The organism is Alkalihalobacillus sp. R86527 (assembly GCF_042466185.1).
Classification (GTDB): domain Bacteria; phylum Bacillota; class Bacilli; order Bacillales; family Guptibacillaceae; genus Guptibacillus.
Genome location: NZ_JAXHBW010000001.1, coordinates 731,434 through 754,751, shown reverse-complemented (window position 1 = coordinate 754,751; position 23,318 = coordinate 731,434). Strand labels below are relative to the sequence as shown.

27 protein-coding genes and 1 riboswitch are annotated in these 23,318 nt (G+C 42.7%); of the genes, 2 read left to right on the top strand and 25 right to left on the bottom strand.

Annotation, left to right across the window (positions count from 1 at the left end; genetic code table 11):
* Positions 1 to 44 precede the first annotated feature (44 nt).
* The 10 genes from SJY16_RS03795 to SJY16_RS03750 all read right to left on the bottom strand — a co-directional run bounded on the left by SJY16_RS03795 (position 45) and on the right by SJY16_RS03750 (position 8,433).
* Entirely contained in the window at positions 45 to 1,640 is a 1,596-nt protein-coding gene (locus SJY16_RS03795) for a tetratricopeptide repeat protein (RefSeq protein ID WP_377887749.1), read from the bottom strand.
* A gap of 180 nt (positions 1,641 to 1,820) precedes the next feature.
* Positions 1,821 to 1,958, bottom strand: coding sequence for a hypothetical protein (locus SJY16_RS03790; RefSeq protein WP_377887748.1), 138 nt, complete (start codon positions 1,956 to 1,958; stop codon positions 1,821 to 1,823).
* 61 nt (positions 1,959 to 2,019) lie between these two features.
* Positions 2,020 to 2,646 carry a bifunctional phosphoribosyl-AMP cyclohydrolase/phosphoribosyl-ATP diphosphatase HisIE gene (hisIE, locus tag SJY16_RS03785; protein WP_377887747.1) on the bottom strand — a complete coding sequence of 209 codons (627 nt, stop codon included), beginning with the start codon at positions 2,644 to 2,646 and terminating at the stop codon, positions 2,020 to 2,022.
* Complete coding sequence (gene hisF, locus SJY16_RS03780) at positions 2,643 to 3,401, bottom strand: imidazole glycerol phosphate synthase subunit HisF (RefSeq protein ID WP_377887746.1); 759 nt, start codon at positions 3,399 to 3,401, stop codon at positions 2,643 to 2,645. Before hisF ends, hisIE begins: the two co-directional genes overlap by 4 nt.
* Before the next feature lie 2 nt (positions 3,402 to 3,403).
* Positions 3,404 to 4,123, bottom strand: coding sequence for a 1-(5-phosphoribosyl)-5-[(5-phosphoribosylamino)methylideneamino]imidazole-4-carboxamide isomerase (gene hisA / locus SJY16_RS03775; RefSeq protein ID WP_377892047.1), 720 nt, complete (start codon positions 4,121 to 4,123; stop codon positions 3,404 to 3,406).
* A 1-nt stretch (position 4,124) separates the two neighbouring features.
* Entirely contained in the window at positions 4,125 to 4,760 is a 636-nt protein-coding gene (gene hisH / locus SJY16_RS03770; protein ID WP_377887745.1) for an imidazole glycerol phosphate synthase subunit HisH, read from the bottom strand.
* Complete coding sequence (gene hisB / locus SJY16_RS03765; RefSeq protein WP_377887744.1) at positions 4,760 to 5,353, bottom strand: imidazoleglycerol-phosphate dehydratase HisB; 594 nt, start codon at positions 5,351 to 5,353, stop codon at positions 4,760 to 4,762. Before hisB ends, hisH begins: the two co-directional genes overlap by 1 nt.
* Positions 5,353 to 6,624, bottom strand: coding sequence for a histidinol dehydrogenase (hisD, locus tag SJY16_RS03760; RefSeq protein WP_377887743.1), 1,272 nt, complete (start codon positions 6,622 to 6,624; stop codon positions 5,353 to 5,355). The genes hisB and hisD overlap by 1 nt, the downstream gene beginning before the upstream one ends.
* Entirely contained in the window at positions 6,611 to 7,252 is a 642-nt protein-coding gene (hisG, locus tag SJY16_RS03755; RefSeq protein ID WP_377887742.1) for an ATP phosphoribosyltransferase, read from the bottom strand. The genes hisD and hisG overlap by 14 nt, the downstream gene beginning before the upstream one ends.
* A complete protein-coding gene (locus SJY16_RS03750) occupies positions 7,252 to 8,433 on the bottom strand; it encodes an ATP phosphoribosyltransferase regulatory subunit (protein WP_377887741.1) in 1,182 nt (393 codons plus the stop codon). Before SJY16_RS03750 ends, hisG begins: the two co-directional genes overlap by 1 nt.
* A 228-nt stretch (positions 8,434 to 8,661) precedes the next feature.
* Between SJY16_RS03750 and cax the strand changes: the two genes are divergently transcribed.
* Positions 8,662 to 9,720, top strand: coding sequence for a calcium/proton exchanger (gene cax, locus SJY16_RS03745; protein ID WP_377887740.1), 1,059 nt, complete (start codon positions 8,662 to 8,664; stop codon positions 9,718 to 9,720).
* 91 nt (positions 9,721 to 9,811) lie between these two features.
* Positions 9,812 to 10,567, top strand: coding sequence for a type I methionyl aminopeptidase (gene map / locus SJY16_RS03740; protein ID WP_377887739.1), 756 nt, complete (start codon positions 9,812 to 9,814; stop codon positions 10,565 to 10,567).
* A 100-nt stretch (positions 10,568 to 10,667) separates the two neighbouring features.
* Here the strand turns inward: map and SJY16_RS03735 are convergent, their stop codons facing one another.
* From SJY16_RS03735 to lgt, 15 genes are all read right to left on the bottom strand, one after another.
* Positions 10,668 to 11,378, bottom strand: coding sequence for an ATP-binding protein (locus SJY16_RS03735; protein WP_377887738.1), 711 nt, complete (start codon positions 11,376 to 11,378; stop codon positions 10,668 to 10,670).
* Positions 11,375 to 11,860, bottom strand: a complete 486-nt coding sequence (locus SJY16_RS03730) for an ECF transporter S component (protein ID WP_377887737.1) — start codon at positions 11,858 to 11,860, stop codon at positions 11,375 to 11,377. Before SJY16_RS03730 ends, SJY16_RS03735 begins: the two co-directional genes overlap by 4 nt.
* 3 nt (positions 11,861 to 11,863) lie before the next feature.
* Complete coding sequence (locus SJY16_RS03725; protein WP_377887736.1) at positions 11,864 to 12,454, bottom strand: cob(I)yrinic acid a,c-diamide adenosyltransferase; 591 nt, start codon at positions 12,452 to 12,454, stop codon at positions 11,864 to 11,866.
* 12 nt (positions 12,455 to 12,466) lie between these two features.
* Positions 12,467 to 12,892, bottom strand: coding sequence for a bifunctional adenosylcobinamide kinase/adenosylcobinamide-phosphate guanylyltransferase (locus SJY16_RS03720; RefSeq protein WP_377887735.1), 426 nt, complete (start codon positions 12,890 to 12,892; stop codon positions 12,467 to 12,469).
* Complete coding sequence (locus SJY16_RS03715; RefSeq protein ID WP_377887734.1) at positions 12,844 to 13,452, bottom strand: histidine phosphatase family protein; 609 nt, start codon at positions 13,450 to 13,452, stop codon at positions 12,844 to 12,846. The genes SJY16_RS03720 and SJY16_RS03715 overlap by 49 nt, the downstream gene beginning before the upstream one ends.
* Complete coding sequence (gene cobS, locus SJY16_RS03710) at positions 13,410 to 14,201, bottom strand: adenosylcobinamide-GDP ribazoletransferase (RefSeq protein WP_377887733.1); 792 nt, start codon at positions 14,199 to 14,201, stop codon at positions 13,410 to 13,412. The genes SJY16_RS03715 and cobS overlap by 43 nt, the downstream gene beginning before the upstream one ends.
* Positions 14,198 to 15,691 (bottom strand): cobyric acid synthase, encoded by a 1,494-nt coding sequence (locus tag SJY16_RS03705; RefSeq protein WP_377887732.1) that lies wholly within the window; start codon positions 15,689 to 15,691, stop codon positions 14,198 to 14,200. Before SJY16_RS03705 ends, cobS begins: the two co-directional genes overlap by 4 nt.
* A complete protein-coding gene (locus SJY16_RS03700; RefSeq protein ID WP_377887731.1) occupies positions 15,688 to 16,254 on the bottom strand; it encodes a bifunctional adenosylcobinamide kinase/adenosylcobinamide-phosphate guanylyltransferase in 567 nt (188 codons plus the stop codon). The genes SJY16_RS03705 and SJY16_RS03700 overlap by 4 nt, the downstream gene beginning before the upstream one ends.
* Positions 16,255 to 16,466: 212 nt before the next feature.
* Positions 16,467 to 17,936, bottom strand: coding sequence for an adenosylcobinamide amidohydrolase (locus tag SJY16_RS03695; RefSeq protein WP_377887730.1), 1,470 nt, complete (start codon positions 17,934 to 17,936; stop codon positions 16,467 to 16,469).
* Positions 17,937 to 17,938: 2 nt separating this feature from the next.
* Positions 17,939 to 18,979, bottom strand: a complete 1,041-nt coding sequence (locus SJY16_RS03690; protein ID WP_377892045.1) for a FecCD family ABC transporter permease — start codon at positions 18,977 to 18,979, stop codon at positions 17,939 to 17,941.
* Positions 18,963 to 19,937 (bottom strand): ABC transporter substrate-binding protein, encoded by a 975-nt coding sequence (locus SJY16_RS03685; protein ID WP_377887729.1) that lies wholly within the window; start codon positions 19,935 to 19,937, stop codon positions 18,963 to 18,965. The genes SJY16_RS03690 and SJY16_RS03685 overlap by 17 nt, the downstream gene beginning before the upstream one ends.
* A gap of 167 nt (positions 19,938 to 20,104) precedes the next feature.
* Positions 20,105 to 20,289, bottom strand: a riboswitch (cobalamin riboswitch).
* A gap of 92 nt (positions 20,290 to 20,381) precedes the next feature.
* Positions 20,382 to 20,891: an acyltransferase gene (locus tag SJY16_RS03680; protein ID WP_377887728.1), complete on the bottom strand. Its 510-nt coding sequence runs from the start codon at positions 20,889 to 20,891 to the stop codon at positions 20,382 to 20,384.
* The gene (gene ppaX, locus SJY16_RS03675) at positions 20,888 to 21,532 is read right to left on the bottom strand and encodes a pyrophosphatase PpaX (RefSeq protein ID WP_377887727.1); all 645 of its coding nucleotides are present in this window, start codon (positions 21,530 to 21,532) and stop codon (positions 20,888 to 20,890) included. Before ppaX ends, SJY16_RS03680 begins: the two co-directional genes overlap by 4 nt.
* Positions 21,522 to 22,469: a nucleoside recognition domain-containing protein gene (locus SJY16_RS03670; RefSeq protein ID WP_377887726.1), complete on the bottom strand. Its 948-nt coding sequence runs from the start codon at positions 22,467 to 22,469 to the stop codon at positions 21,522 to 21,524. The genes ppaX and SJY16_RS03670 overlap by 11 nt, the downstream gene beginning before the upstream one ends.
* Before the next feature lie 13 nt (positions 22,470 to 22,482).
* Positions 22,483 to 23,295 (bottom strand): prolipoprotein diacylglyceryl transferase, encoded by an 813-nt coding sequence (gene lgt / locus SJY16_RS03665; protein ID WP_377887725.1) that lies wholly within the window; start codon positions 23,293 to 23,295, stop codon positions 22,483 to 22,485.
* Positions 23,296 to 23,318: the final 23 nt, after the last annotated feature.

Genomic DNA, 23,318 nt, shown 5'->3' with positions numbered 1-23,318 from the left:
TCTAGTATACTAACTGATGTTAAAAGGAAAGTCTACCAGGTTGCTTATAGTTCTCTTTTCGCCAATAGGTTCGTAAGTTTCTTCCGATAGGCATGCACAGTTGAACTAGATATATTAAATATCTTAGCAACTTCAGACTGTGATACTTCCATCGCGTTTAACTTCTTCCACATATATAGCATCGCCGCAGCAATTCCTTTTGAATTTTGAAAGAACTCTTTATTACGTTGTAGCTTAACATAGCAAGGTAACCACACGGTAGAAATGAGCTCATGTAATTCAGCATCAGTTAAATAAGATTGCTCAAGCTCAGCAATGACACGCATACCTGCCGTGACATGTTCTGCAAAATCACTGTAGGTCTTCATCGTGACAACTTGATCCTGCTCATGAATACTAACCTCTTCACCCGAAAGAGTAAGTGCAATATAGGCAGATAGCTCTTTAATAAGGAGTGGTTCATCCTTACTTTTACAATAAGATTGAAGAATGGAAGCTCCTGCAGGGTCTCTCTTCGTATAAAGGAGCATTAAATGTGTCATTCGTGCATGATAATCATGCTTCTGCACACTATCCCTTACATCCCTTGGAGCTTGGAGACGATAGTTGATCCGGTCAGTCGTCAATGTACCTTCACTCAATGCATCGAGATGAGAAATTGCAATCTCATTCGTAGAATCAAGCTGCTTTATTTTTTCCCAGTACCGCTTTGCGACTTCAGGTTGCTTAAGGTGAAAAGCAGATACTGCTAACCAGTGATAGAATGGAACATTCCATTCTGGGCGCGTCACTTCTACTTTTCTTAACCAGTAGTAAGCTAACTTATGCTCTTCAAGGAATCCTAGCGTGCTACCTAGTTTGTATCGATGGTCAACGTGAATCGGATAAACGTTCTTGAGCCTTTCGACCATGACATCCCGCTTAACGTGCTGCCCAAGGAAATCATAAAATATAGCAAGGTTACAAACCGCGTTTAAATTCCCCTCATTTTTGGTTAACACCAGATCGAGAACCTGAATCGCTTCATCATACTGCTCGTTATAAAAATAGGCTAGTGCCAAATTATTATATGCAGGCCAAAATTCAGTATAAACACCAGTCATATTTTCCAAAAGTTCGATTGCTTCTGTAAATCTTCCTGATTCAATCGCACCTCTGGCTTCTTCATGTTCCTGGATGAGGCTTTCTTCGCCTAATTCTCCAGGTACAGCTTCTTCTTGCTCAAATGAAATCAGTTCTACAAGTTCTTCTGCATCTTCAAGAAACTCACCATCCGGCTCATTCGAAAGATAAGTATTTGCATGCTTTTCTGCTTGTTGAAACAGTCCCATATGAGCATAGTTGTTTGCTAGAAAGAAATAGCATTCATATAAGTCAGGATCAAGATCATCAAGAACAAACGTCAGCCAATTATTCGATGCTTCATATTCGCCTAATTCTGCAAGGACCGCCGCCAATTGACATATATAATCGACCTCTTCGGGCTCAAGCTTTACAGCTCTTTCGAGATGCTGTCTTGCTTTATCAAGGTTCCGTTGTTGATAGGCACGCATTGCCTTCTTAAAAAAATAATCTCCGTTCTGCACGAACGGAATCAAACGGCCTTTTATGTCCGAAGAAGCATGAAGTTCTTTCCTCATGTTTTCCCCCATTACTTTCTAAAAATAGTTCTATACCAGTCATGTCCGTTCAAAAGTATAACATACATCTGTTTCCAATCGTGTAGGAAAAATCTATGAAAGAATGAATGTTCCATGACTAGAACCAAAGAAAAGACTGCCGAAACAAACCGGCAGTCTGACGAACGTGTATCGCTTGTTTTACTTCCACATGTTCTCTTTACGCTCCATTAACTTTTGTGCGATAAATCCAACTCCCATACCTAGCAAAACACCAGGGCCAGGCTGCCCAAAAATCAGGCCGATTGCAAGTCCAACAAATAAGAACCCAACGAACATAACCGCTCTCTCCTCTTCTTAATCGTCTTTAGGTTAAATACGATTAACTTTCGAAAAGGTTTCATGAATCGTGTCGCTTCTCGAGAACCTCTAATACATCGTCAAGAGGGCAGTCTTGTTCACGAAGTAATACCATCAAATGGAATAAGAGGTCCGCTGATTCCCATGTTAACTCTTCTTTATCCCTATTCTTTGCGGCAATGATTACTTCTGAAGCCTCTTCACCGACTTTCTTAAGGATTTTATCTACACCTTCATCAAAAAGATATGTCGTATAAGCTCCCTCAGGTCGCTCTGCGTGACGCTTAGCAATAATACTTTCAAGAGTGTTCACTATCGCATAACGATTCTCTACAGGTTTCACCTCTTCATTCATCAATGAATCGGAGAAACAGGAGTAATCACCTTTATGACAAGCAGGGCCAGCCGGTTTAACGAGCACGAGTACAGTGTCCTGGTCACAATCATATCGTAGATCAACAACTTCTTGAGTATTGCCGGAAGTTTCCCCTTTATGCCAAAGCTCTGCGCGAGAACGACTGTAAAACCATGTTTCTCTCGTTGCAATGGTTTTCTTAAGCGACTCTTCATTCATATATGCGAGGGTGAGCACTTCTTTGCTTACTGCATCCTGCACGACCGCTGGAACAAGTCCTTTTTCATCAAACGTGATAGTATCTATATTCATCGAATCGCCACCCCATTATCTTTAAGAAGATTTTTTACTTGAGACACTGATGTTTCTTTGTAATGGAAGATTGAAGCCGCTAGAGCTGCATCTGCTTGCGCTTCACGGAACACCTCTAGAAAATCTTCCGCTGAACCAGCTCCCCCTGAAGCGATGATCGGAATCGTTACTGCTTCACCTATCGCTTTCGTAAGTGCTAAGTCAAACCCTTCCTTACTACCATCTGCATTCATGCTTGTAAGTAGGATTTCACCTGCACCCATTTCTTGCGCTGTTTTCGCCCAGTCGATCGCGTCCCACTCTGTTTGGGTGCGACCACCATGTGTGTATACACGCCATGAGTTTAATTCCGGCTCCCACTTTGCATCGATGGCGACAACCATACACTGTGTTCCAAAATAATCAGCGCCTTCGCTAATCAATTCAGGCCTTAGTACTGCTGCTGTGTTCATCGATACTTTGTCAGCCCCAGCACGCAAGACGCGCTTCATATCTTCTAACTTATTGATTCCTCCACCAACAGTAAAGGGGATTGCAAGTTCCGCCGCTACTTGTCGCACGACATCTACCATCGTTTCTCTACCTTCGTGAGAAGCAGAGATATCCAAGAACACAAGCTCATCTGCTCCCTCTTGATCATAGACTCTTGCAAGCTCTACGGGATCACCCGCATCGCGAAGGCCGACAAACTGAACACCTTTTACAACTCGACCATCTTTAACATCGAGGCATGGAATGATCCGCTTCGTTAACATGGCTAAACCTCCAGAGCTTGTTTTAGTGTGAACTTGTTCGTATATAATGCTTTCCCTACGATAGCTCCGCTGATCGATTCACTTCTGCTCCGAAGATTTGAGAGGTCTTCAAGAGTACTAACACCACCGGAAGCAATCACTTCCTTACCAGTAGCCTCACCAAGTTCAGCGATTGCCTCAATATTAGGACCTGAAAGCATGCCATCTTTTGTGATGTCTGTAAAAATGAAAACTTCAGCACCATGTTCAGCAAGTTCTTTACCTAGGTCTACAGCTTTGATTTCAGATGTTTTCAACCAGCCTTCAACGGCCACGTATCCGTCACGTGCATCGATTCCAATCGCAATCTTTTCTTTATAACGAGAAAGCATTTTCTTGACAAAATCCGGATGGGAAATCGCACTACTTCCGAGAATAACGCGATCAACTCCGTTATCAAGGTAGTAAGCGACATCTTCTTCTGTTCGGATTCCACCGCCTATTTGAACCTTTGCATCAAGCTCCTGAGCCACTTTTAGAACATGGTGATCATTGATTCTTTTACCCGCTTTCGCCCCGTCAAGATCTACCATGTGAATCCATTCTGACCCATCGTTTGCAAATTTACTTGCCATTTCAAATGGAGAATCTCCATAAATTGTTTCCTGATTATAATCACCCTGAAGAAGGCGAACACATTTCCCTCCACGTATATCGATTGCTGGATAGATGGTAAAGGTCATTCTATATGTCATTCCTTTCCACATATTCTGCATAGTTTTTGAGTATCTTTAAACCGGCATGACTGCTTTTCTCGGGATGAAATTGTGTCCCAAATACATTTCTTTTTCCAACAACCGCTGGAACTTCTTCACTATAATCTGAGGTTGCGAGAAGAACATCTCGGTCATCTGTATCAACGTAGTAAGAATGCACGAAGTACACATGCTCATCAGATACCTCTTTCAAAAGGAAAGATTCTGGTTGTTGTCTCGTCAGTTTATTCCAACCCATATGAGGGATTTTATAAACGTGACCCGATTGATCTTTATAAGGGAACTTTTTCACTTTACCAGGTAAAAAAGAAAATCCAGGCGTCTCTCCATTTTCAACACTTCCCTCGAAGAGAAGCTGCATTCCAAGGCAAATACCAAGCAAAGGTTTTCCGGCTTCAACTTCTCTTTCGATGAATGCTTTTAAACCAGTCTCAACCAACATAGCCATCGCATCACGAAATGAACCAACTCCAGGTAACAACAAACCAGTGGCTTTCGCTAGCTCTTCTTCCTCTTCAGATACGAAATAGTCGAACCCTAGTCGCTCAAGCGCCTTGCTAACACTATATAAATTCCCCATTCCATAGTCGATAATGCCAATCATTATAGCATCCCCTTTGTGGAAGGCACGCCTTTCACACGCGGGTCAAGTAGCGTAGCTTCATCCAAAGCGCGGCCTAGCGCTTTGAAAATCGCTTCTATAATATGGTGTGTATTGTGTCCGTAGTGGACGATGACATGGAGATTCATACGAGCTTCAAGAGCAAGTTTCCAAAGAAATTCATGCACTAACTCGGTATCAAATGTGCCTACGCGATCTGCTGGCAATTCAACACGATATTCAAGGTGAGGGCGATTACTAAGGTCTACAACAACTTGTGCAAGGGCATCGTCCATCGGAACGAATGCATTCCCATACCTTCTAATTCCCTCTTTTGTTCCTAATGCATGTCGAATCGTCTCTCCAAGACAAATCCCAATGTCCTCTGTTGTGTGGTGATCATCGATCTCAGTATCGCCGTTCGCGGTTAATGAAAGATCAAATTTCCCGTGTTTCGTGAACAAATCCAGCATATGTGTTAAAAAAGGAACTCCTGTCTCTAATTCTGATTTTCCTTCGCCATCTACCCCAAACGTTAGATTAATAGAAGTTTCAGAAGTCTCCCTTGAAATAGAATACGTTCTTTCATCAGTCATCACATGTCCTCCAATCGAAGTTCAATCGCGCGTGCGTGAGCATCTAGCCCTTCCAATTTGGCAAGCGCCGCAATACTCTTACCATTTTTCATTAACGCCTCTTTACTATAAGAAATCACACTCGATTTCTTAATGAAATCGTCAACAGAAAGTGGACTTGAAAAGCGTGCCGTGCCATTTGTCGGTAATACATGGTTTGGACCAGCAAAATAGTCACCAACAGGCTCTGAGCTATACGGTCCTAAGAAGATCGCTCCAGCATGGCGAATCTTCCCTAGAAGTGTCATTGGATTTTGCACGAGTACTTCAAGGTGCTCAGGTGCAAGCTCATTCACTGCCTCAACTCCACTAACAAGATCGTCCACTACATAGATCACACCAAAATCTTCAATAGACTTTGAAGCTATTTCTGCTCGAGGTAATTGTTCGAGCTGCTTTCTTACTTCTTTTTGAACAGATTCAGCTAGTGTCATTGAATTTGTTACGAGTACTGCACTTGCGCGCTCATCATGCTCAGCTTGTGACAATAAATCTGCAGCTACATAAGAAGCTTTAGCGCTATCATCAGCAAGCACAACGATTTCACTTGGTCCAGCAATCATATCGATATCAACTAATCCAAACACTTCGCGCTTTGCGAGCGCAACGTATATGTTTCCGGGACCTACAATTTTATCAACAGCTTGAATTGTCTCTGTCCCATAAGCGAGTGCAGCTACCGCTTGTGCTCCTCCTACTTTGAAGATCTCCGTTACACCTACTTCATTCGCAGCTACTAATACACCTGCCGGCACTTTACCATCCGCAGCAGGAGGAGTAACCATCGCAATCCGTTCAACACCTGCCGCAGAAGCAGGAATCACATTCATTAAAACCGATGAAGGATAGGCAGCTTTTCCACCAGGTACATACACCCCAACAGAATCTAACGGCGTTATTTTTTGACCTAACATACTACCATCTTCTGAAGTTGTGAACCAGGATTGACGTCGTTGCTGCTCATGGAACGTTTTGATATTAGTAGCAGCTTGTCTGATAACTGAGACGATTTCATCGGACACGTCATTGTAAGCTTGATTGATTTCAGTAGTAGAAACACGAAAATCATTTAATTCTGCTCCATCAAATGTTTTCGTAAACGTCGAAACAGCTTGATCACCATTTCTTTTCACCTGGTCGAGTATTGATAAAACAACCTGACGCTGTTCATCAGTTCCTTCTTCGATCGAACGTTTAATCGAAACACCTTGATTCATATTAACGATTTTCATAATCATCTACTCCTTCAACAACAGCCGACAAACGCTCTACCATATCATCGATCACGCGATCCTTCGTCCGATAACTAACCGGATTTACGATGAAGCGGGAAGTAATTGGCTCAATAAATGCGGTTTCCATAAGGCCGTTCTCTCTTAACGTCCGTCCTGTCGATACAATATCCACAATTCGATCCGCTAATCCGATAAGAGGAGCAAGTTCAATCGATCCGTTTAGCTTTATGATTTCTACTTGCTCTCCCTGCTCTCTAAAATAATTAGATGCGACATTCGGATACTTTGTAGCGATCTTTGGTGCTACTCCCGTTACAGGCTTGTCTGTAATCCCCGCAACAGCGAGGTAACAATCGCTGATTTTCAAATCTAATACTTCGTATACATTTCTCTCTTCTTCAAGCATAACGTCTTTGCCAGCAATCCCTACATCCGCAACACCATGTTCAACATATGTTGGAACATCCATCGGTTTAGCCAGTATAAAACGCATATTTTCTTCTTCTATTTCAAGGATTAGCTTTCTAGAATCATCAAATTCAGGAGGTAACTTGTAACCGGCGCGACGAAGTAAGCCAACCGCTTCTTCGAAGATACGCCCTTTTGGCATCGCCATCGTTAGCATTACTTCGTCCCCCTTCCGTTCTTACCGATCAAATAAACGACATCTTCAAATCCTTCAGAGTATGCATCAAGGTCTTTTACGCCGCTTAATTCTTGCATAACGACCCTTTCACCATTCGAACGTCTTTCCGTTGCTTGTTGAATCGCTTCTTTTTTTCTTTCAGGACTAAAAATAATCGCAGCCGGAAGCAACTCTTCTCGCTGCGGATTCAGTGCTTCAGCAAGGTGATCAAGTCTTATTCCAAACCCAGTGGCTTGAGCTGGTCGATTAAAACGAGATAATAACTCATCGTAACGTCCTCCGTTGCTTAGAGGCACACCAAGATTATTTGCATACCCTTCAAAAACAACGCCCGTATAGTAACTCATATGGCTAACGAGCGTGAAATCAAATTTCACTCGATGAGCCACACCGTATGAGTCTAACGATTCTAAGAGTGTTCGAAGGTCACTAAGAACCTTTTCTCCTTTGTCAGTCGGAAGGAGCTCGATCGCCTCAGATAGCTTCGATCCATCCCCTCTTAATGTAAGGAGTGCCATCAGTCGCTTTTGATCGATACTCGAAAGCGCCATTTCTCTCACATGTTGGCGATAACCCACATAGTTCTTTTCATATAAAAAGCGCCTTAACGTCGCTGCACGATCCTCATTCCCTACGATCGACAGAAAGAGTTCCTGAATAAAACCTACGTGACCGATCGCAATCTGATATTCCTCTAATCCTGCTTTGTTTAGAACTTCTGCCATCAAAGCAATAACTTCAGCATCGGCACTTGTTGTACCGTCACCGATCAGTTCCACACCGATTTGTTCGAACTCAGCCGGCTTTCCACCTTCATCTTCCTGAGCTCGGAAGACATTGGAATCATACGCAAGTCTAAGTGGAAACGGCTCATGCTTTAAACTAGATGCTGCAACCCTCGCGATTGGCGCTGTCATATCAGGACGCAACACAAGAGTTTGACCACGCTGATCCAGTAACTTGAACAATTGTTGATCGAGAATGGCCGAGGCATCTCCAACAGTTTCATAATACTCTAACGTCGGAGTATTCATAAAACGATACCCCCATGTTTCCGTAACGCCTTGAATTCTCTGACGGATGGTTGCTTTAAGGTCATATAATACCGGTAGCGTATCTCGCATCCCGAGTGGTTTTTCAAAAACAAATGGTACTGTCATCAATTGCACCCCGCTTTTACTTTAGTTCGCTAACATACTAACAAGATGAAGTTAGTTGTAGTTTACATCTCTGACTACTTAACGTCAACATATATGAAAATAATTCCCTATAACGATTTTCTCTAATCTGAATTTTACATGTATTAACTTATACCAATCTTTTCTTTCCAATAAATGAAATCTATAATAGAAGTTGGATACTCTAAAAAAGAGAGGATGTGGCTTTCAATGAACAAACTATTCTTTATTATTGTCATGGCTGGTGTCCCGCTTTCCGTAGTGGGTAGTTTGCTTCACTGGTCCCAAGTGTTAATGTTTACGATTTATTGTATAACGATTGTAGCCTTAGCAGCCTTTATGGGAAGAGCAACAGAAAGCTTAGCAGTCATTTCAGGACCGAGGATCGGCGGGCTCTTGAATGCCACTTTCGGAAACGCTGTTGAGTTAATCATTTCAATATTTGCACTTCGCGAAGGATACATAGAAATCGTGCTCGCTTCCCTTACAGGTTCCGTTCTCGGTAACCTTTTGTTGGTCGCTGGTCTATCCTTCTTTGTCGGTGGCCTGAAATTCAAAAGGCAAACGTTCAATGTTCATGATGCAAGACACAATTCTGGGCTACTGATGTTTGGTATCATCGTTGCATTTGTTATACCAGAAGTGTTCTCCATGAACATGTCAGAAACCCAGGCTATTTCATTAAGTACAGGAATTTCTATCATTTTAATCGTTTTATATATTGCAGCATTACTTTTCAAGCTCGTCACACACAGAGGGGTATATCAGCATGAGAACGGTGAGAATAATACCCATCATGAGGAAGAACCAGAGTGGTCTCAAAAGAAAGCACTTACAATTCTAGCCATTTCTACGGCAGCTGTTGCATATGTATCCGAAAGTCTCGTTCATACATTTGAAACTGTCGGCGAAACTTTTGGTTGGAGTGAATTATTTATCGGAGTCATCATCGTAGCGATTGTAGGAAATGCGGCAGAACACGCATCAGCAATCATCATGGCTTATAAAAACAAGATGGATGTCGCTGTAGAAATCGCGGTAGGTTCTACTCTTCAAATCGCGATGTTTGTGGCACCACTCCTGGTATTGTTATCTCTTTTCTTCCCTGTCCAGATGCCACTTGTCTTCACCTTACCAGAACTTGTCAGTATGGTATCTGCTGTTCTACTTACGGTCGTCATAAGTAATGACGGCGAAACGAACTGGTTCGAAGGTGCCACACTGCTTGCTGCCTATCTTATCATGGGCATAGGATTTTACCTACTTTAGGCGAAAAGCCTGCAATAAACGGGGATTTTTGTTACAGTAACTTAGGGAAACACATATCGTAATAAGTAAACCGCAGAAAGTAGGCGAAAACATGATACAACGAAAAACAAACCGAGAAATTCAGCTCATGAGAGAAGCCGGTGAACTTCTTGCGGCCTGCCACAAAGAGCTTCGAGCGTTGATCAAGCCAGGAATTACAACTTTACAGCTTGATTCATTCGTAGAAGACTTTCTTGAGGAGAACGGTGCGACACCGGAACAAAAAGGCTATCAAGATTATCCATATGCTACATGTGCATCCGTTAATGATGTGATCTGTCATGGATTTCCTAACAATCGGAAGCTTGAAGAAGGCGACATCGTTACGATCGATATGGTCGTTAATTTAAACGGTGCACTAGCAGACTCAGCATGGTCGTATGCTGTAGGAAACGTTTCTGAGGAAAAGCAACAGCTTCTCGATACAACAAAGAAGTCTCTCTATGTCGGGATAGAAAAGGCAGTGGTCGGAAATCGCATCGGTGATATCGGTCACGCTATCCAACAGTATGCTGAAAGAGAAGGCTTCGCGGTCGTACGTGACTTTACTGGACACGGAATCGGACCAACGCTTCACGAAGAACCGATGATTCCACATTTTGGTCAGACTGGAACGGGCATTCGTTTGAAGGAAGGCATGGTCATCACGATAGAGCCAATGCTTAACACAGGCGTTCCGTACAGCAAAATCGATGACGATGGTTGGACTGCTCGTACAATGGACGGCTCCCTTTCTGCTCAATATGAGCATACCATCGCGATTACGTCTGAAGGTCCAGTGATCCTCACAAGTCAGGACGATGAATAACGAACTGAATAACTACTAAAAGGGACGCACCCTCAAACAAGCCAGAGCGCCGAACCGGCACTACCTTGTTTTAAGGTGCGTCCCTCTTATTTATGAAAAATCATTTCACAATCATAGGATAAAAATAGGCTCCAGCTTTTGATCGAACCTTTTCATGAATCTCTTTCTCATAAGCTACTATAAAACAAGTTGATGGCCCCGCTGATTTATGAACATCTAGTTCTACTTGAACGCGATCTGCTTGGATTTCTGAGGACAAGAGCTGGTTCACCTCATACAGAATTCCTTTTGATCCAACCGGTATTACTCCCGCTACCTTTTCTTGCTCATACATCCATTGAAAACATGGTAATGGTGCGACATCCTTCTGAAGCGTGATAACCTCTTCCCCGACAAGGGGTTTACCGATGACGGCAAACCTCAACTCATCGCTTACCTGTATCGTTGGTAACATACGCGTTCTCTTCTTACCGATCACAACGATTCCTACCGCTGACTGAACTAATGGGATGTTCGTCTCGGAGCTCCCAGTAATCGTCATATCTGCATGACCTAACTCACGCATGCCTCGTTCTACGCCTCGAACTAAGTCTGTCCACTCCCTATCTCCACAAAAGTTATTGACGATGACAGATACGGGAGTTGCCCCTAGGGATAGACATTCCATAATGGCTACTCTAAACGCATAGTAAGATACGGTTTCATAAGCAACGTGAACCACATCTTGTTCCTTGTTTCCGATGCCACCACTATTATCACTTGTTATCACTAGAAAGTGATCGACAAAAGGGATTATCGAACCGTCTCTCATAAACCCACAACGCCTTTTTTCTCGAAAATAAGGCTTAGACGCGGTAATAGGACAATCGCTAGACCAATATTAAGGAGAGAGCCTACAACGAGCGCAGGAACAAGTGCAACATAAAACCCGTTACCGAGTAAGAATAAGAAAGGCAACGGTGCGATGAATGCATTTCCAATTATAAACGTCATGATCGCCAACTTTTTACGATTCAACCGATAAAAGCTTCCAAAAATCCAAACAAGCCCAGCCATTTCCACTGCGATCAACAAATGAAAGGGACCAAGTGGCATACCAACGATTAAAGCTGATAAAAGATGACCGAAGCTAGCGATGATTGCCCCGCTTCTACTTCCAAGTAATGCAGCTGCAATTAGTGCTGGGAACACATCGATCGCGACACTTCCGACGATTGCCGGAATCTTAATCAATGCGCCAACAACAGAAAGGGCAATAAACACGGCAAGAATGCTCGCCTGCTTTCCGTTCATCCGCTACTCTCCTTTACGCTTTCCGCCGCGAAATACTTTCGCACTCCTTGCATATTCCACGTCCTTTACATCCAAGCGAAAGTTGATGACTCGTGCAAGTGCAAAGAAGTAATCAGATAAGCGATTCAAATATTTCATTGGTACGGTGGTAAGCTCTTCAGACTCTTTCATTAACGTAACAACGTGGCGCTCCGCTCTACGTGTGATTGTACGCGCAATATGGATCGTAGATGATGGTTTACTACCACCTGGCAAAATGAATCTCTCTAGCGCTGGCGCTTCTTCGATAAATTCATCGATTCGACCTTCAAGGTATGTAATGGAAGCCTTCTCTAACTTCATATCATGCTTGGATGAAATGTTCGCTAAGTCTCCGCCACAGTCAAAGAGCTCATGCTGAATCTTCTCAAGATCTTCTATTAAGTCGATAAAATGATGTGAGTGTCGTTCACTAAGTTCAACAATCGCTTGTCCAACGAATCCATTGACCTCATCAACTGTTCCATAAGCTTCTACTCTCACATCGTCTTTATCGACTCTTCCACCGATGATACTCGTTTTTCCTTCATCTCCAGTGCGTGTATAAATCTTCATATCGATTCCTCCTCATTTTAACCGTTGATTTAGTCCATACCAGATCACATCTACTCGTTCGGCTAAAGCAGCGAGATCTTGATAAGCCCAGCCAACAGCATCTCTCCAAGTACGGTTTTCTTTTTCCAACGGTACGATTCCTTTTGTGATATCAGTTCCGATGATAATGATCCTTCGATCACAATCTTCGCTTTCCCAAGCTAGCAAGGATTCTAAATAGGCGCGCCAAGATTCTCGTATTTCTTTGAAATCCTTTTTCTTGGCAACAAACGCGATCATCCATTCTTCTAGCCCTTCTAGAACAATCACATGTTCATTGAATGTTGGCTCGTTCCAGCTATCCCCTTCATATGCCGACCGCCAATCGATAGGTGAATCCCAAATTCTCCTCACCCATTTTGATTTTCCGTTGTACGCACCTCCTGTAACGAAATGCATCGCTCACCCCTCCTCAGCTCCTCAACATTCCATTCAAGTTCCACACCTGTTCCATGAGAGACCTTCCAGTCCCAGAACGAACGCTGTGTTGGTGCGTACTTGGTTAACAAGTAACGAATCACCCCGCCATGAGTAACGAGCGCTATGCTTCGATTAGAGCCCATTCGTTTTAAAATCTTATCGAACCCTCCATCAATTCGTTCCGAAAACGTTTGAAAACTCTCTCCTCCAGGAGGTGAGAGGGTAAACGGTTCCGTAATCCATGTACGATAATGCTCATCGTGTTTAAGATCATCGTACGTTTTGCATTCCCAACTCCCAAAATACAGCTCTCTAAATGCCGACATTTCAATAGCCTTTTTCATCGGAAAAAGGTGTTTGGCTGATTGTTTGGAGCGGTCTAAATCGCTCGTGAATACTAAATCAACGTTTCCCTCGTCCACACTTGTAAACGTTGCTTGCTCACTAAGCTGTGTATTCGTCCAACCAATATAAGCCCCTCGACGATTTTCATCTGTTATCCCATGACGAAATAATGTAATAACCACACTGTCATCCAAAGCAGCACCTCCGTTCCTTCAACACTAGCCCCAAGAACATCTCCAGTTATGCCATCAAACCAGCGCACTATTTTTCTCTTGATGTACCACACTACAAACGCCGTCACTACAATCAAGATCAAAACAGAAAGTATGCTTTCCATTGAAATAAGTACAGATGCCATAACAATTAGCACGATGTAGATAGGGTAAAGCCATATGCATGACCTATGAATAGCACTTTGAAAAAAAGCAGCGAGTCCTTCATCTTTTGAAGGCTTGATGGTGGTGAGGAAAAACCCCATCACACTTTTACTTAAGAATGGAATCGTTGCGATTATGACATAAGTTGCAACCTCAACATTCTGAACAATTTCATAAATGAAAAGAAATTTCCCAGATAGTAAGACGATGACAGATAATACACCGAACGCCCCAGTTCGTGGATCACTCATGATTTGAAGTCGTTTTTCCAAATCTCTATATGAAAAGAACGCATCACTCGCATCCATCCACCCATCGAGATGGATGCCACCCGAAAAAACCATCATGAACAGCCATAGCATAAAGGCGGTGGCTAATGTAGAAAAAGGTGACCATTCGATCAGGATGTAAAGAAGAGTCGAAGTCAGAACACCTTGTAAGATTCCGATCAGTGGAAAAGTTTGAACCGAGCGTTTTAGCTGAACAGTATCCATGGAAAGTTTACGATGAACAGGAATGATGGTAAAAAACTGAAGGTTGATGAGAATCCCGTACAACCAATTCATTTGTAATCACGCTCAAACAAGATCTCTTTAATGAGATTCCAGTTAAGATGTGGCTTCAGTTCATTAGCGAGAGTTTCAAACGTGATCTCCTTCAGTTGAGAGCGATTCACTCTATTCTGTATAGGTAGACCTTTTTGAATACGAAGGCAATTGAGCCAATCTGTACGCCAGTCGTCATTATGAAAAAGGTGGTGTATATACGTTCCGATGACTTTACCTCCCTCTCCGTAATAGCCTTCAGAACGACCATCGTCTAATTGAAGAAAAGGTTTGTCATCTGGTTTTGAAAACGACGTCTCCCCTAGATGAATTTCGTATCCACTAATCATGAATGCAAGATTAGTAGATGGATGAAGCTTACCGCTCACCCGTATCGTAGTTTTCGCTTCATGAAATGTAGTTGAGGCAGGAATAATTCCAAGACCTTCTGCAGAAAAATCAGATTTACCAGTATCTGATCCGAACTCATCGATGATAGAATTAGTTAGCATTTGAAAGCCGCCACACACCCCAACGATACTACCTCCACGAGTGACAAAATCATTGATAGATGCATCGAATCCCCGCGCTTTAAGCCAGTTTAAATCACTCATCGTACTTCTCGTTCCAGGAAGGATAACCGCATCTGCTTCACCTATGTCAATTGGATGCTGAATCCATCGAATAGCAACGTCCTCATGTTGAAACGGTTCAAAATCACTATAATTTGATACATATGGAAGCTGAACCACTGCGATATCGATCGATCCTTTTTTACTAGCAAAACGATCGTTTATCGAGAGTGAATCTTCACCTTCAATGCGATGGTCAACATAAGGGAGCACCCCAACGATCGGAATCCCTGTACGTTCTTCTAACCACGTGATACCGTCTTTGAAAAGCTCAGGATCACCTCTGAATTTATTGATGATAATGCCTTTAACACGCTTCTTTTCTGAAGGATCCAGGAGCTCAAGTGTACCGATAATACTTGCAAAAACCCCTCCTCGATCAATATCTGCGACGAGTAGTACAGAAACATCAGCCATTTCAGCAACTTTCATATTCACAAGTTCCCGTTCTTTTAAATTCACCTCAACTGGGCTCCCTGCACCTTCTATCACGATTACGTCATAATCTTTTTGGAGATTATTGAGAGCCAACTCAATGCTGTGGAGCCCCATTTGATAGAAAGAATCACGATAACCTTTCCCTGAAAAGGTACTGTACGATGTTCCAAATCGAATGACTTCTGCATGTTGATCGGACCTTGGTTTTAGCAGAATCGGATTCATCCATACACTTGCTTCAGTTCTTGCGGCTTCTGCTTGCACGCCTTGCGCTCGCCCTATTTCTTTGCCATCGATCGTTACATAAGAATTGTTAGACATGTTTTGAGATTTAAAAGGTGCAACGGCGTACCCTTCATTTGCGAGAAGACGGCATAAACCAGTTACGATCAGGCTTTTTCCAACATCAGATGCAGTTCCCTGGACCATAATGCCGTTCATCCTACCACCTCACCTTTCATTAAAATAGGGATGCTTGCTTCTACGAGACATGCCTCGTCTGCTCGTTCAACGACCCATTGATGAAGATACCCTAGAAGTCTTACGTATGCTTTCACAAGATCCGAATCGAAGGGCTCAAAGCTCAATTCATTACTGACGATGATGAGAGCATCACAGTTTTCAGCTATTGCGTTCAAATCGCTTGTGATTTTCTTGGTCATCCGTTTCTGAAAATCAGCATCGGACCAGTCCCCACCTTTAAAAAGCTCGTTCGATAGTAATGTCGTTAAGCAATCGAGAAGAACAATTCCTCCTGAGTCTATTCTCGGTGCAACACTGCCTACGTTTACTGGGCTTTCAATCGTTTCCCACAGAAACATAGATGTCGTTCGATCATATTTATGCTGAGCAATTCTTGCCTTCATTTCTTCATCTACTGGCTCTCCACAAGCGATGTAATAAAGGTTCTTGTGTTCACACTCCGCCATTCTGATGGCCCGCTTTTCTGCATAGCTACTCTTTCCACTTCTAACGCCTCCGCTGATAAAGATTATGTTCGCCATCGCGTTAGCACCTCCATCATTTGCTGGTTTTCACTTGGAGTAAGAATAGTCAACCTGAGCTATTTGTACACATTCAATTCACGGGTCATCTAATCGAGACATTCTTTCTATCTATGTATCGTTCCCATTGCCCACCATCGAGGCCATTAAAAGGATCTCCTATTATGACAACTAGTAAAAAGCCATGCTTATTGCAATTAAGCGGTTTACGATCATAGCGATACCCTTTCTCGATATTTCTTCACTGCTTCTGATGTACACGTATAAATGCCCTGACTAATGAGCTTTCCTAGCGTTGTGATTGTCCCTGCGTAGGGAAGATGTTTCCCTCTTTGGGTCGCGGCGATTAAAATACTATCTGTTGCTGTTCCGGTAGCGTACGATCCCGTTATTGAGTCTTTCACATCATGATCGTGCAGGACTTTTACTTTCGCTTCGGTTGCAGTCATGATACTTTGTATGAACGCCTCATCAGTAAGCGATCCATTGACAAAGACCCACGTATTGATCGTCCCTGGGAGGGGTTCATAGACATGTTCATCACTTCTCGAAGCATCTACCGCATTCCCTACTCCGGCTGTTACGACGATAAATACCGAAACGTCATCCTTCTCAATCAATCGGTACGAAACATCTTCAAGGCGAACAGCAGTCATCATCCCAACAGTTTCCATAGGATCTATATCATGCTTTTTTAGAAAGACACTCATCTCTTCGCTATGGTTCGTGCAATTGTACCTTTTAGAGACGTGACGATTAACAAATGTTTTATACCATCCTGTCCCAGAACCAACCACCCCTGATGACATCGTGCGGAGTGGGAAAGGAGCTTCAAGCGTAATCATATCGTCGTTGCACTTCAGGAACCGATCATCAATAAAGAGATCATCTAGATCTTCTGCCTGCTTTTCTGGTAAAAGAAGCATTTGAGGTTTTGGCACGGTCGGATGCGGATGCTTTTCAATATTAGTTCGATACACGGATTGAATGCGCCCTTCGTCCAGCACTTCGTTTGGTTTATTATGCATATTGATCTTCCCGTCTTCTAGCAGAAGAAGTCGATCGCAATAAAGGCCCGCAAGATTCAAGTCATGAAAAATAGAGATAACCGTAAGACCTTGCTCACGCGTCCATTTCTTCAGTAAATCGAGCAGTTCTTTCTGATATGAAAGATCAAGGTGATTCGTCGGTTCATCAAGCAACAAGATTTCTGGCTCTTGAGCAAGGGCCTGAGCAAGGAAAACACGCTGCCGTTCCCCACCTGAAAGTTCGTTCACATAGGTGTCTTGAAATGCTTTGATTCCAGTTTGTTCCATCGTCCTTTGGACAACAGCTTCATCACGTTCACTCCACATTTGGAACCAGCCTGTATGATGTGCATAACGTCCAAGTGAAACAGTTTCTTTCACTGTATATGGAAAAGCTTGTTCAGCATGCTGAGGAAGAACAGCGAGCACTTTTGCCAACTGCTTAGCCGAGTATCTTGTGATAGGCTTATCCTTTATCAATACCTCACCTGATCGCGCTTTTAAAATACCGCTTATCACTTTGAAAATCGTCGTTTTGCCACTTCCGTTCGGTCCAACGATTCCAAGAAGTTCTCCTTTTTGCACGTCGAATGAAAGATCATGGAGCACTTCATGACCAGGATATCCACCTGTTACGTGATTCACGCTTAACATACTTACCCTCTTCTTTCTTTACGCCTTCTAATTAAAATAATTGCAAACACTGGTGCACCAATCAAGGAAGTAATGACACCGATCGGTAGTTCAGTAGGCGAGATGATTATTCTTGAAATGAGGTCTGTGACAATCAGAAACGCTGCCCCTAGCAAAATCGAAAGCGGTAAAAGGTGTCTATGATCTGGTCCCCATAATAACCTAGTAAGGTGAGGAATCACGAGTCCAACAAACCCAATCGTCCCAGAAACAGCTACGGCACCTCCTGTTAAGATAGAGCCACCTAATAGAATCCAAAGCTTTCTCCTCGCTACGTTCACTCCAATATGTTGAGCACGTTCTTCTCCAAAGGACATAGCATTCAGTTCCTTGCTACTAAATAGTAAAATCGCAGTTCCAATAACGAAAAACGGTAAGATAATGGCGATATATTCCCACCCACGCATTGAAACACTTCCGAGGAGCCAACCGATGATCTGACGTAGTTCTTCTCCTGTTAGAGCAATCATAAGGGATAGCAGGGAGCCCAAGAACGAACTAAAAACAATTCCCGTCAAAATAATTGTTTCAACACGCATTGAGCGTTCAATTTGTCTTGCAAAGAACAACACGAGAAAGATCGTGATGATTGAAGCAGTGATACTCATGACTGGCAACGTAAACATGCCTACAATCGGTAAGGACAAGTTGAAAAAGAGCACAAGAACAGCTCCAACCGATGCACCAGATGACACACCAAGAACATAAGGATCTGCCAAGGGATTGCGGAGGAGTCCTTGAAAAGCCGCTCCAGCAACTGCAAGTGATGCACCTACAAGACCTGAAAGAATAACACGTGGCAAGCGGATGTCCATCACAATGGTAGTGAACATCGGATCTGTTTCACCTCGTGAAGGTAGGTGTATCACTTCTGTCCAGATTAAATGTAAGATAGTTGGAATTGGGACTGAGACGGTTCCAATCGAAATCCCAAGTAGCATGGCACCAATCAGCAACCCTATCGCGATGAGGTAAGGGATGACCCGATTATTCAGCAAAAACATCCGGGTAAACCGCTTTAGCAAGTTCCTCAATTCCTTCCACTAGTCGAGGTCCCGAACGTGTGACCAGGTCAGAATGAACGTCAACAACTCTTTCTTCAGTCACTGCCGTTACATCTTTCCATCCGTCTCGGCTCAACACTTTTTCAACAGGTTTTTCCGTATAGTAACCGTACGTAGTAATGATGACATCAGGGTTTTCTTTAATAATCACTTCTTGATCAACTTGGTTCCAGCCTTCCTGATCATGCGTTACATTCTTAGCATTAATGAGCGATAGCATGTCATCCATGAAGGTGTTTTTCCCTGGAGAGTAAATTTCAGGCGCAGGAGAAACTTCTACAAAGACGCTCCTCTGCTCATCTTTACTGACTGTTTCAGCTTTTGTCTTCACTTCTTCTAATTTCTTTTTCATGTCTGTAATGATTGTTTCTGCTGATTCCGTTTCCCCTGTAGCTTTTCCGATCATTTCCATCGATTTATACACTTCATCGAAACTTTTAGCATCATTTACAACAAGAACTGCAATTCCTGCATCGCGAAGTTGTTGAAGACCAGCTTCTGAGTTATGTGCGCTTGACCCGTGTGCAAGAACAAGGTCAGGCTTTAAGGAAATGATTTTTTCGACGTTAAATTCCATCCCGCCAATTTTCTCAATATCTGCTGCTTCTTCTGGATAGTTAGCGAAGTCGGAGACTCCCACTACTTCATCACCAGCTCCAAGCGCAAAAAGAACTTCAGTGTTACTTGGTATGAGAGATACGATTTTCTCAGGATCTTCCTCAATCGTTACATCCTTATCAAGAGCATCTATGATTGTTACAGGGAAAGCGCTATCTTTTGCATTCTGATTTTCAGAGCTTGAGCTGTTCGTATTGTCTTTCGTATTATCTGAAGCACACCCAGCGATGATACCTGTAACGAGTAGTAGTAAGACGAGTAATGAATAAAGGTTTTTCATGTGTAGTTCTCCTCCTGTTTTTAGACGATGATGAGTTGAAAGGGGGTAAACGCCTCTCAATAAAAAAATCCCCACGCACGAGCATGGAGATGACCGAATGAATCTTGGGGTATGATTACATAAACCTACACCTTAATTCCTTCGCACATCCCTATCCTCGTAGGTTGTTCGTGCTTTTAACTCAGGCAGGTCTCCTGGCTTATGGTTAACGCGCGCTGCTCCTTCCCATTCGTGATGACGAACAGTGGATTTCACAGCGTACAACCATTTACAGTGGCGGGACCGCGCTGGATTTACACCAGCTTCCCTTTTAAGTCTTCATGGTGAAGACACCCGAATCAGTACATATGTAATTGCAGATTCCATTATACACGATTGTGGTGGGGGTTGGAAGAGCCTATCCATCTTCCTATTTCACGCCCCCCATTACTACCAATGTAATCGCTATGATAATTCCTGCGCTTCTCTTTCTTCCTTCGAATAAATGATTTTCATTGGATTTCCACCAACAAAAGCGCCTTCCGGAACACTTTTATGAACGAGTGTGCCTGCAGACACAATCGCACCATCACCAATAGTGATTCCAGGTAACAACGTACTATTTGCACCGATCATGACTTTGTTCCCAATCACTACATCTCCGAGACGATATTCGTCAATTAAGTATTCGTGCGCAAGAATCGTTGTATTGTAGCCTATGATAGAATTCTTCCCCACCTTAATACGCTCTGGAAACATGATATCCACCATAACCATCAACGCAAAAGCCGTTTCGCTTCCAATCTTCATTCCTAGAAATGTTTTATAAAGCCAATTCTTCATTGGAATAAATGGCGTATATCTTGCCAGTTGAATAACGGCGAAGTTTTTCACTACTTTCCAGAATGGAACTGTTTTATAGATTTGCCACAGGGCGTTGCTTCCTTTGACAGGGTAACGCTCAGTATTTCTCACTTGTTTACTCCAGCAATCGGAAGAATCTCTGACATATGATCAAGCATATAGTCTGGTTTATAAGAAGATAAAAACTCTCGCCCTTTAATTGTCCAAGAAACACCGACAGTTTTCACGCCTGCATTTTGGCCAGCTAATATATCATATTGGCTATCTCCAACCATTAATGACTCTTCTGGTTTAGAGCCTAACTTTTCCATTGCTGTATTTAGCTGTTCAGGATGAGGCTTTGGATTTTCTACTTCGTCTACTGTGATTACAACAGGGAAAAACTGATCGAGCTTTGTCAGCTTTAATCCCATCTCGACTGTGTTTCTCATTTTTGAAGTTACGATCGCCATCTTATACCCTTTTTCAGATAATGTTTTGATGGTTTCAAATACCCCGTCGAATTCTGTTACAAGAAGATCATGGTTTTTGATATTATGCTCGCGATAAAACTTTACCATTTCTTCAGCTCTTTCTTTATCATGCTTTTCAAACGTATGATAAAGCGGTTCGCCTATAAACCCGACAAGTTCTTTGTCTGTATACATACCTGGATAGTAATGCTCGAAAGTATGCTTGAATGATGCCATGATTAAGTTGTTCGTATTAATTAACGTACCATCTAAATCGAATAGTATTGTATCAATGTTCATAAAAAGGTTCCTTTCTGTGTGAGACACGTGTATCCTTTCTTTTCCAAATGATCGAAATCATCAACGTTAATAGAACGGCTGTAATCAGTCTCACTAATAAGAGCCAGATCACCGGGATGCCAAGTGGAATAAAAATCAGAGTATCCTCAATAACAGCATGACACGCGACAAGAAAAATAAACGCCAAATAAAGGTCCTTTTTCTTAACACCATCTTCTTTTGCCGCCTGAATCATCACACCCGCACCGTAAGCAAGACCAAACACAAGACCTGCAGCGAGCGTCGTCGAAGTATTCTCCCTCATCCCGAGACTTCTTGTGAGAGGTGCCATCCATCTAGAAAAGACAGTAAGCCAAGATCGATCCTTCATCACTTGAATAAAGATCATCAATGGAATAACGATAAGCGCAAGCTGTAGAATACCGATAGAAGCTTTTTCAAGACCTTCAAGTAAGATAGCGCTCCATCCGTTAACTTCTTCGTTGGTTTGCGGAATGAATCCATATACAGCTTGTTTTTCTCCACCTTGCCAAATGAGGTTAATGATGAATCCTGATAATAAAGCTAAACCAATCCGCACACACAAAATAACCCATAGTTTGACCCCGACCTTTGCCGCAACACTTGATTCAATTAATAAATTGTGTGAGAAAGAAAGCATGACTGCAAGGATAAACACCTCTTTAACCGATAGATCAAGCGTAAGAATTGCGCCAATTCCTGCATAGAGGTTCAAGAAGTTTCCAATTACGAGTGGAATGGCTGCTTCACCTGATAAACCGATCCATTTCATACCTGGTTCGACCAAACTGATTAGCCACCCAAGTACAGGTGTATACCTAAGAATCGTTACAAGAAGAGTAATTGGGAAAATAATTTTGCCAAGCTCCCACGTTGTGTGGAGACCCGTTTTCAACCCACGTTGTAGTGTTCCCATTCCCAACGTCCTCCTATAATTTTTCGTTATACGGTTTCGGATTTTTCTTCATTCTTCGATAAGCGATCGTGATAATGGCTCCAATGACTAGAACTACTGAAATCACCTGTGCCATTCTGAGAGATTCAGTTAGCATTAGACTATCCGTTCGTAATGCTTCGATAAAGAAACGCCCGATTGAATACCAGATCACATAAGAGAGGAAAACTTCTCCTCGTTTAACGTTCGTTCTTTGTAAAAGTATAAGAATAACAAATCCAGCTAAATTCCATAGTGACTCATATAGGAAAGTTGGATGGTAATATGTGCCATCAATGAACATCTGGTTCACGATGAACTCAGGAAGCATTAAGTTCTCAAGAAATCCTCTCGTGACCTCTCCGCCGTGAGCTTCCTGGTTCATAAAGTTTCCCCATCTCCCAATGGCTTGACCAAGTATAATGCTAGGCGCTGCAATATCTGTTATTTTCCAGAATGATAAACCCCGCTTTCTAGTGAAAACAACAGCAGTAATCACGGAACCGATCAAAGCTCCATGAATGGCGATTCCGCCTTCCCAGATCGCGAATATATCCCCAGGGTTATCCTTATAATATCCCCATTGAAAGATGACATAATATATCCTTGCCGAAATAATCGCAATAGGCACAGCCCAAAGGATTAAATCGACAAATGTTTCTTTCGGTAGTCCCTGACGCTGTGTTTCCCTAACCGCAAGCACAAGCCCAAGATATGCACCAAGCGCAATAATAATGCCGTACCAATAGATTGAAATCGGTCCAAGTTGAAGAGCAATCCGATTTAAAGGTTCTATCGTTGCTAGCATGTCATTTTCCCCTTTCTATGTTA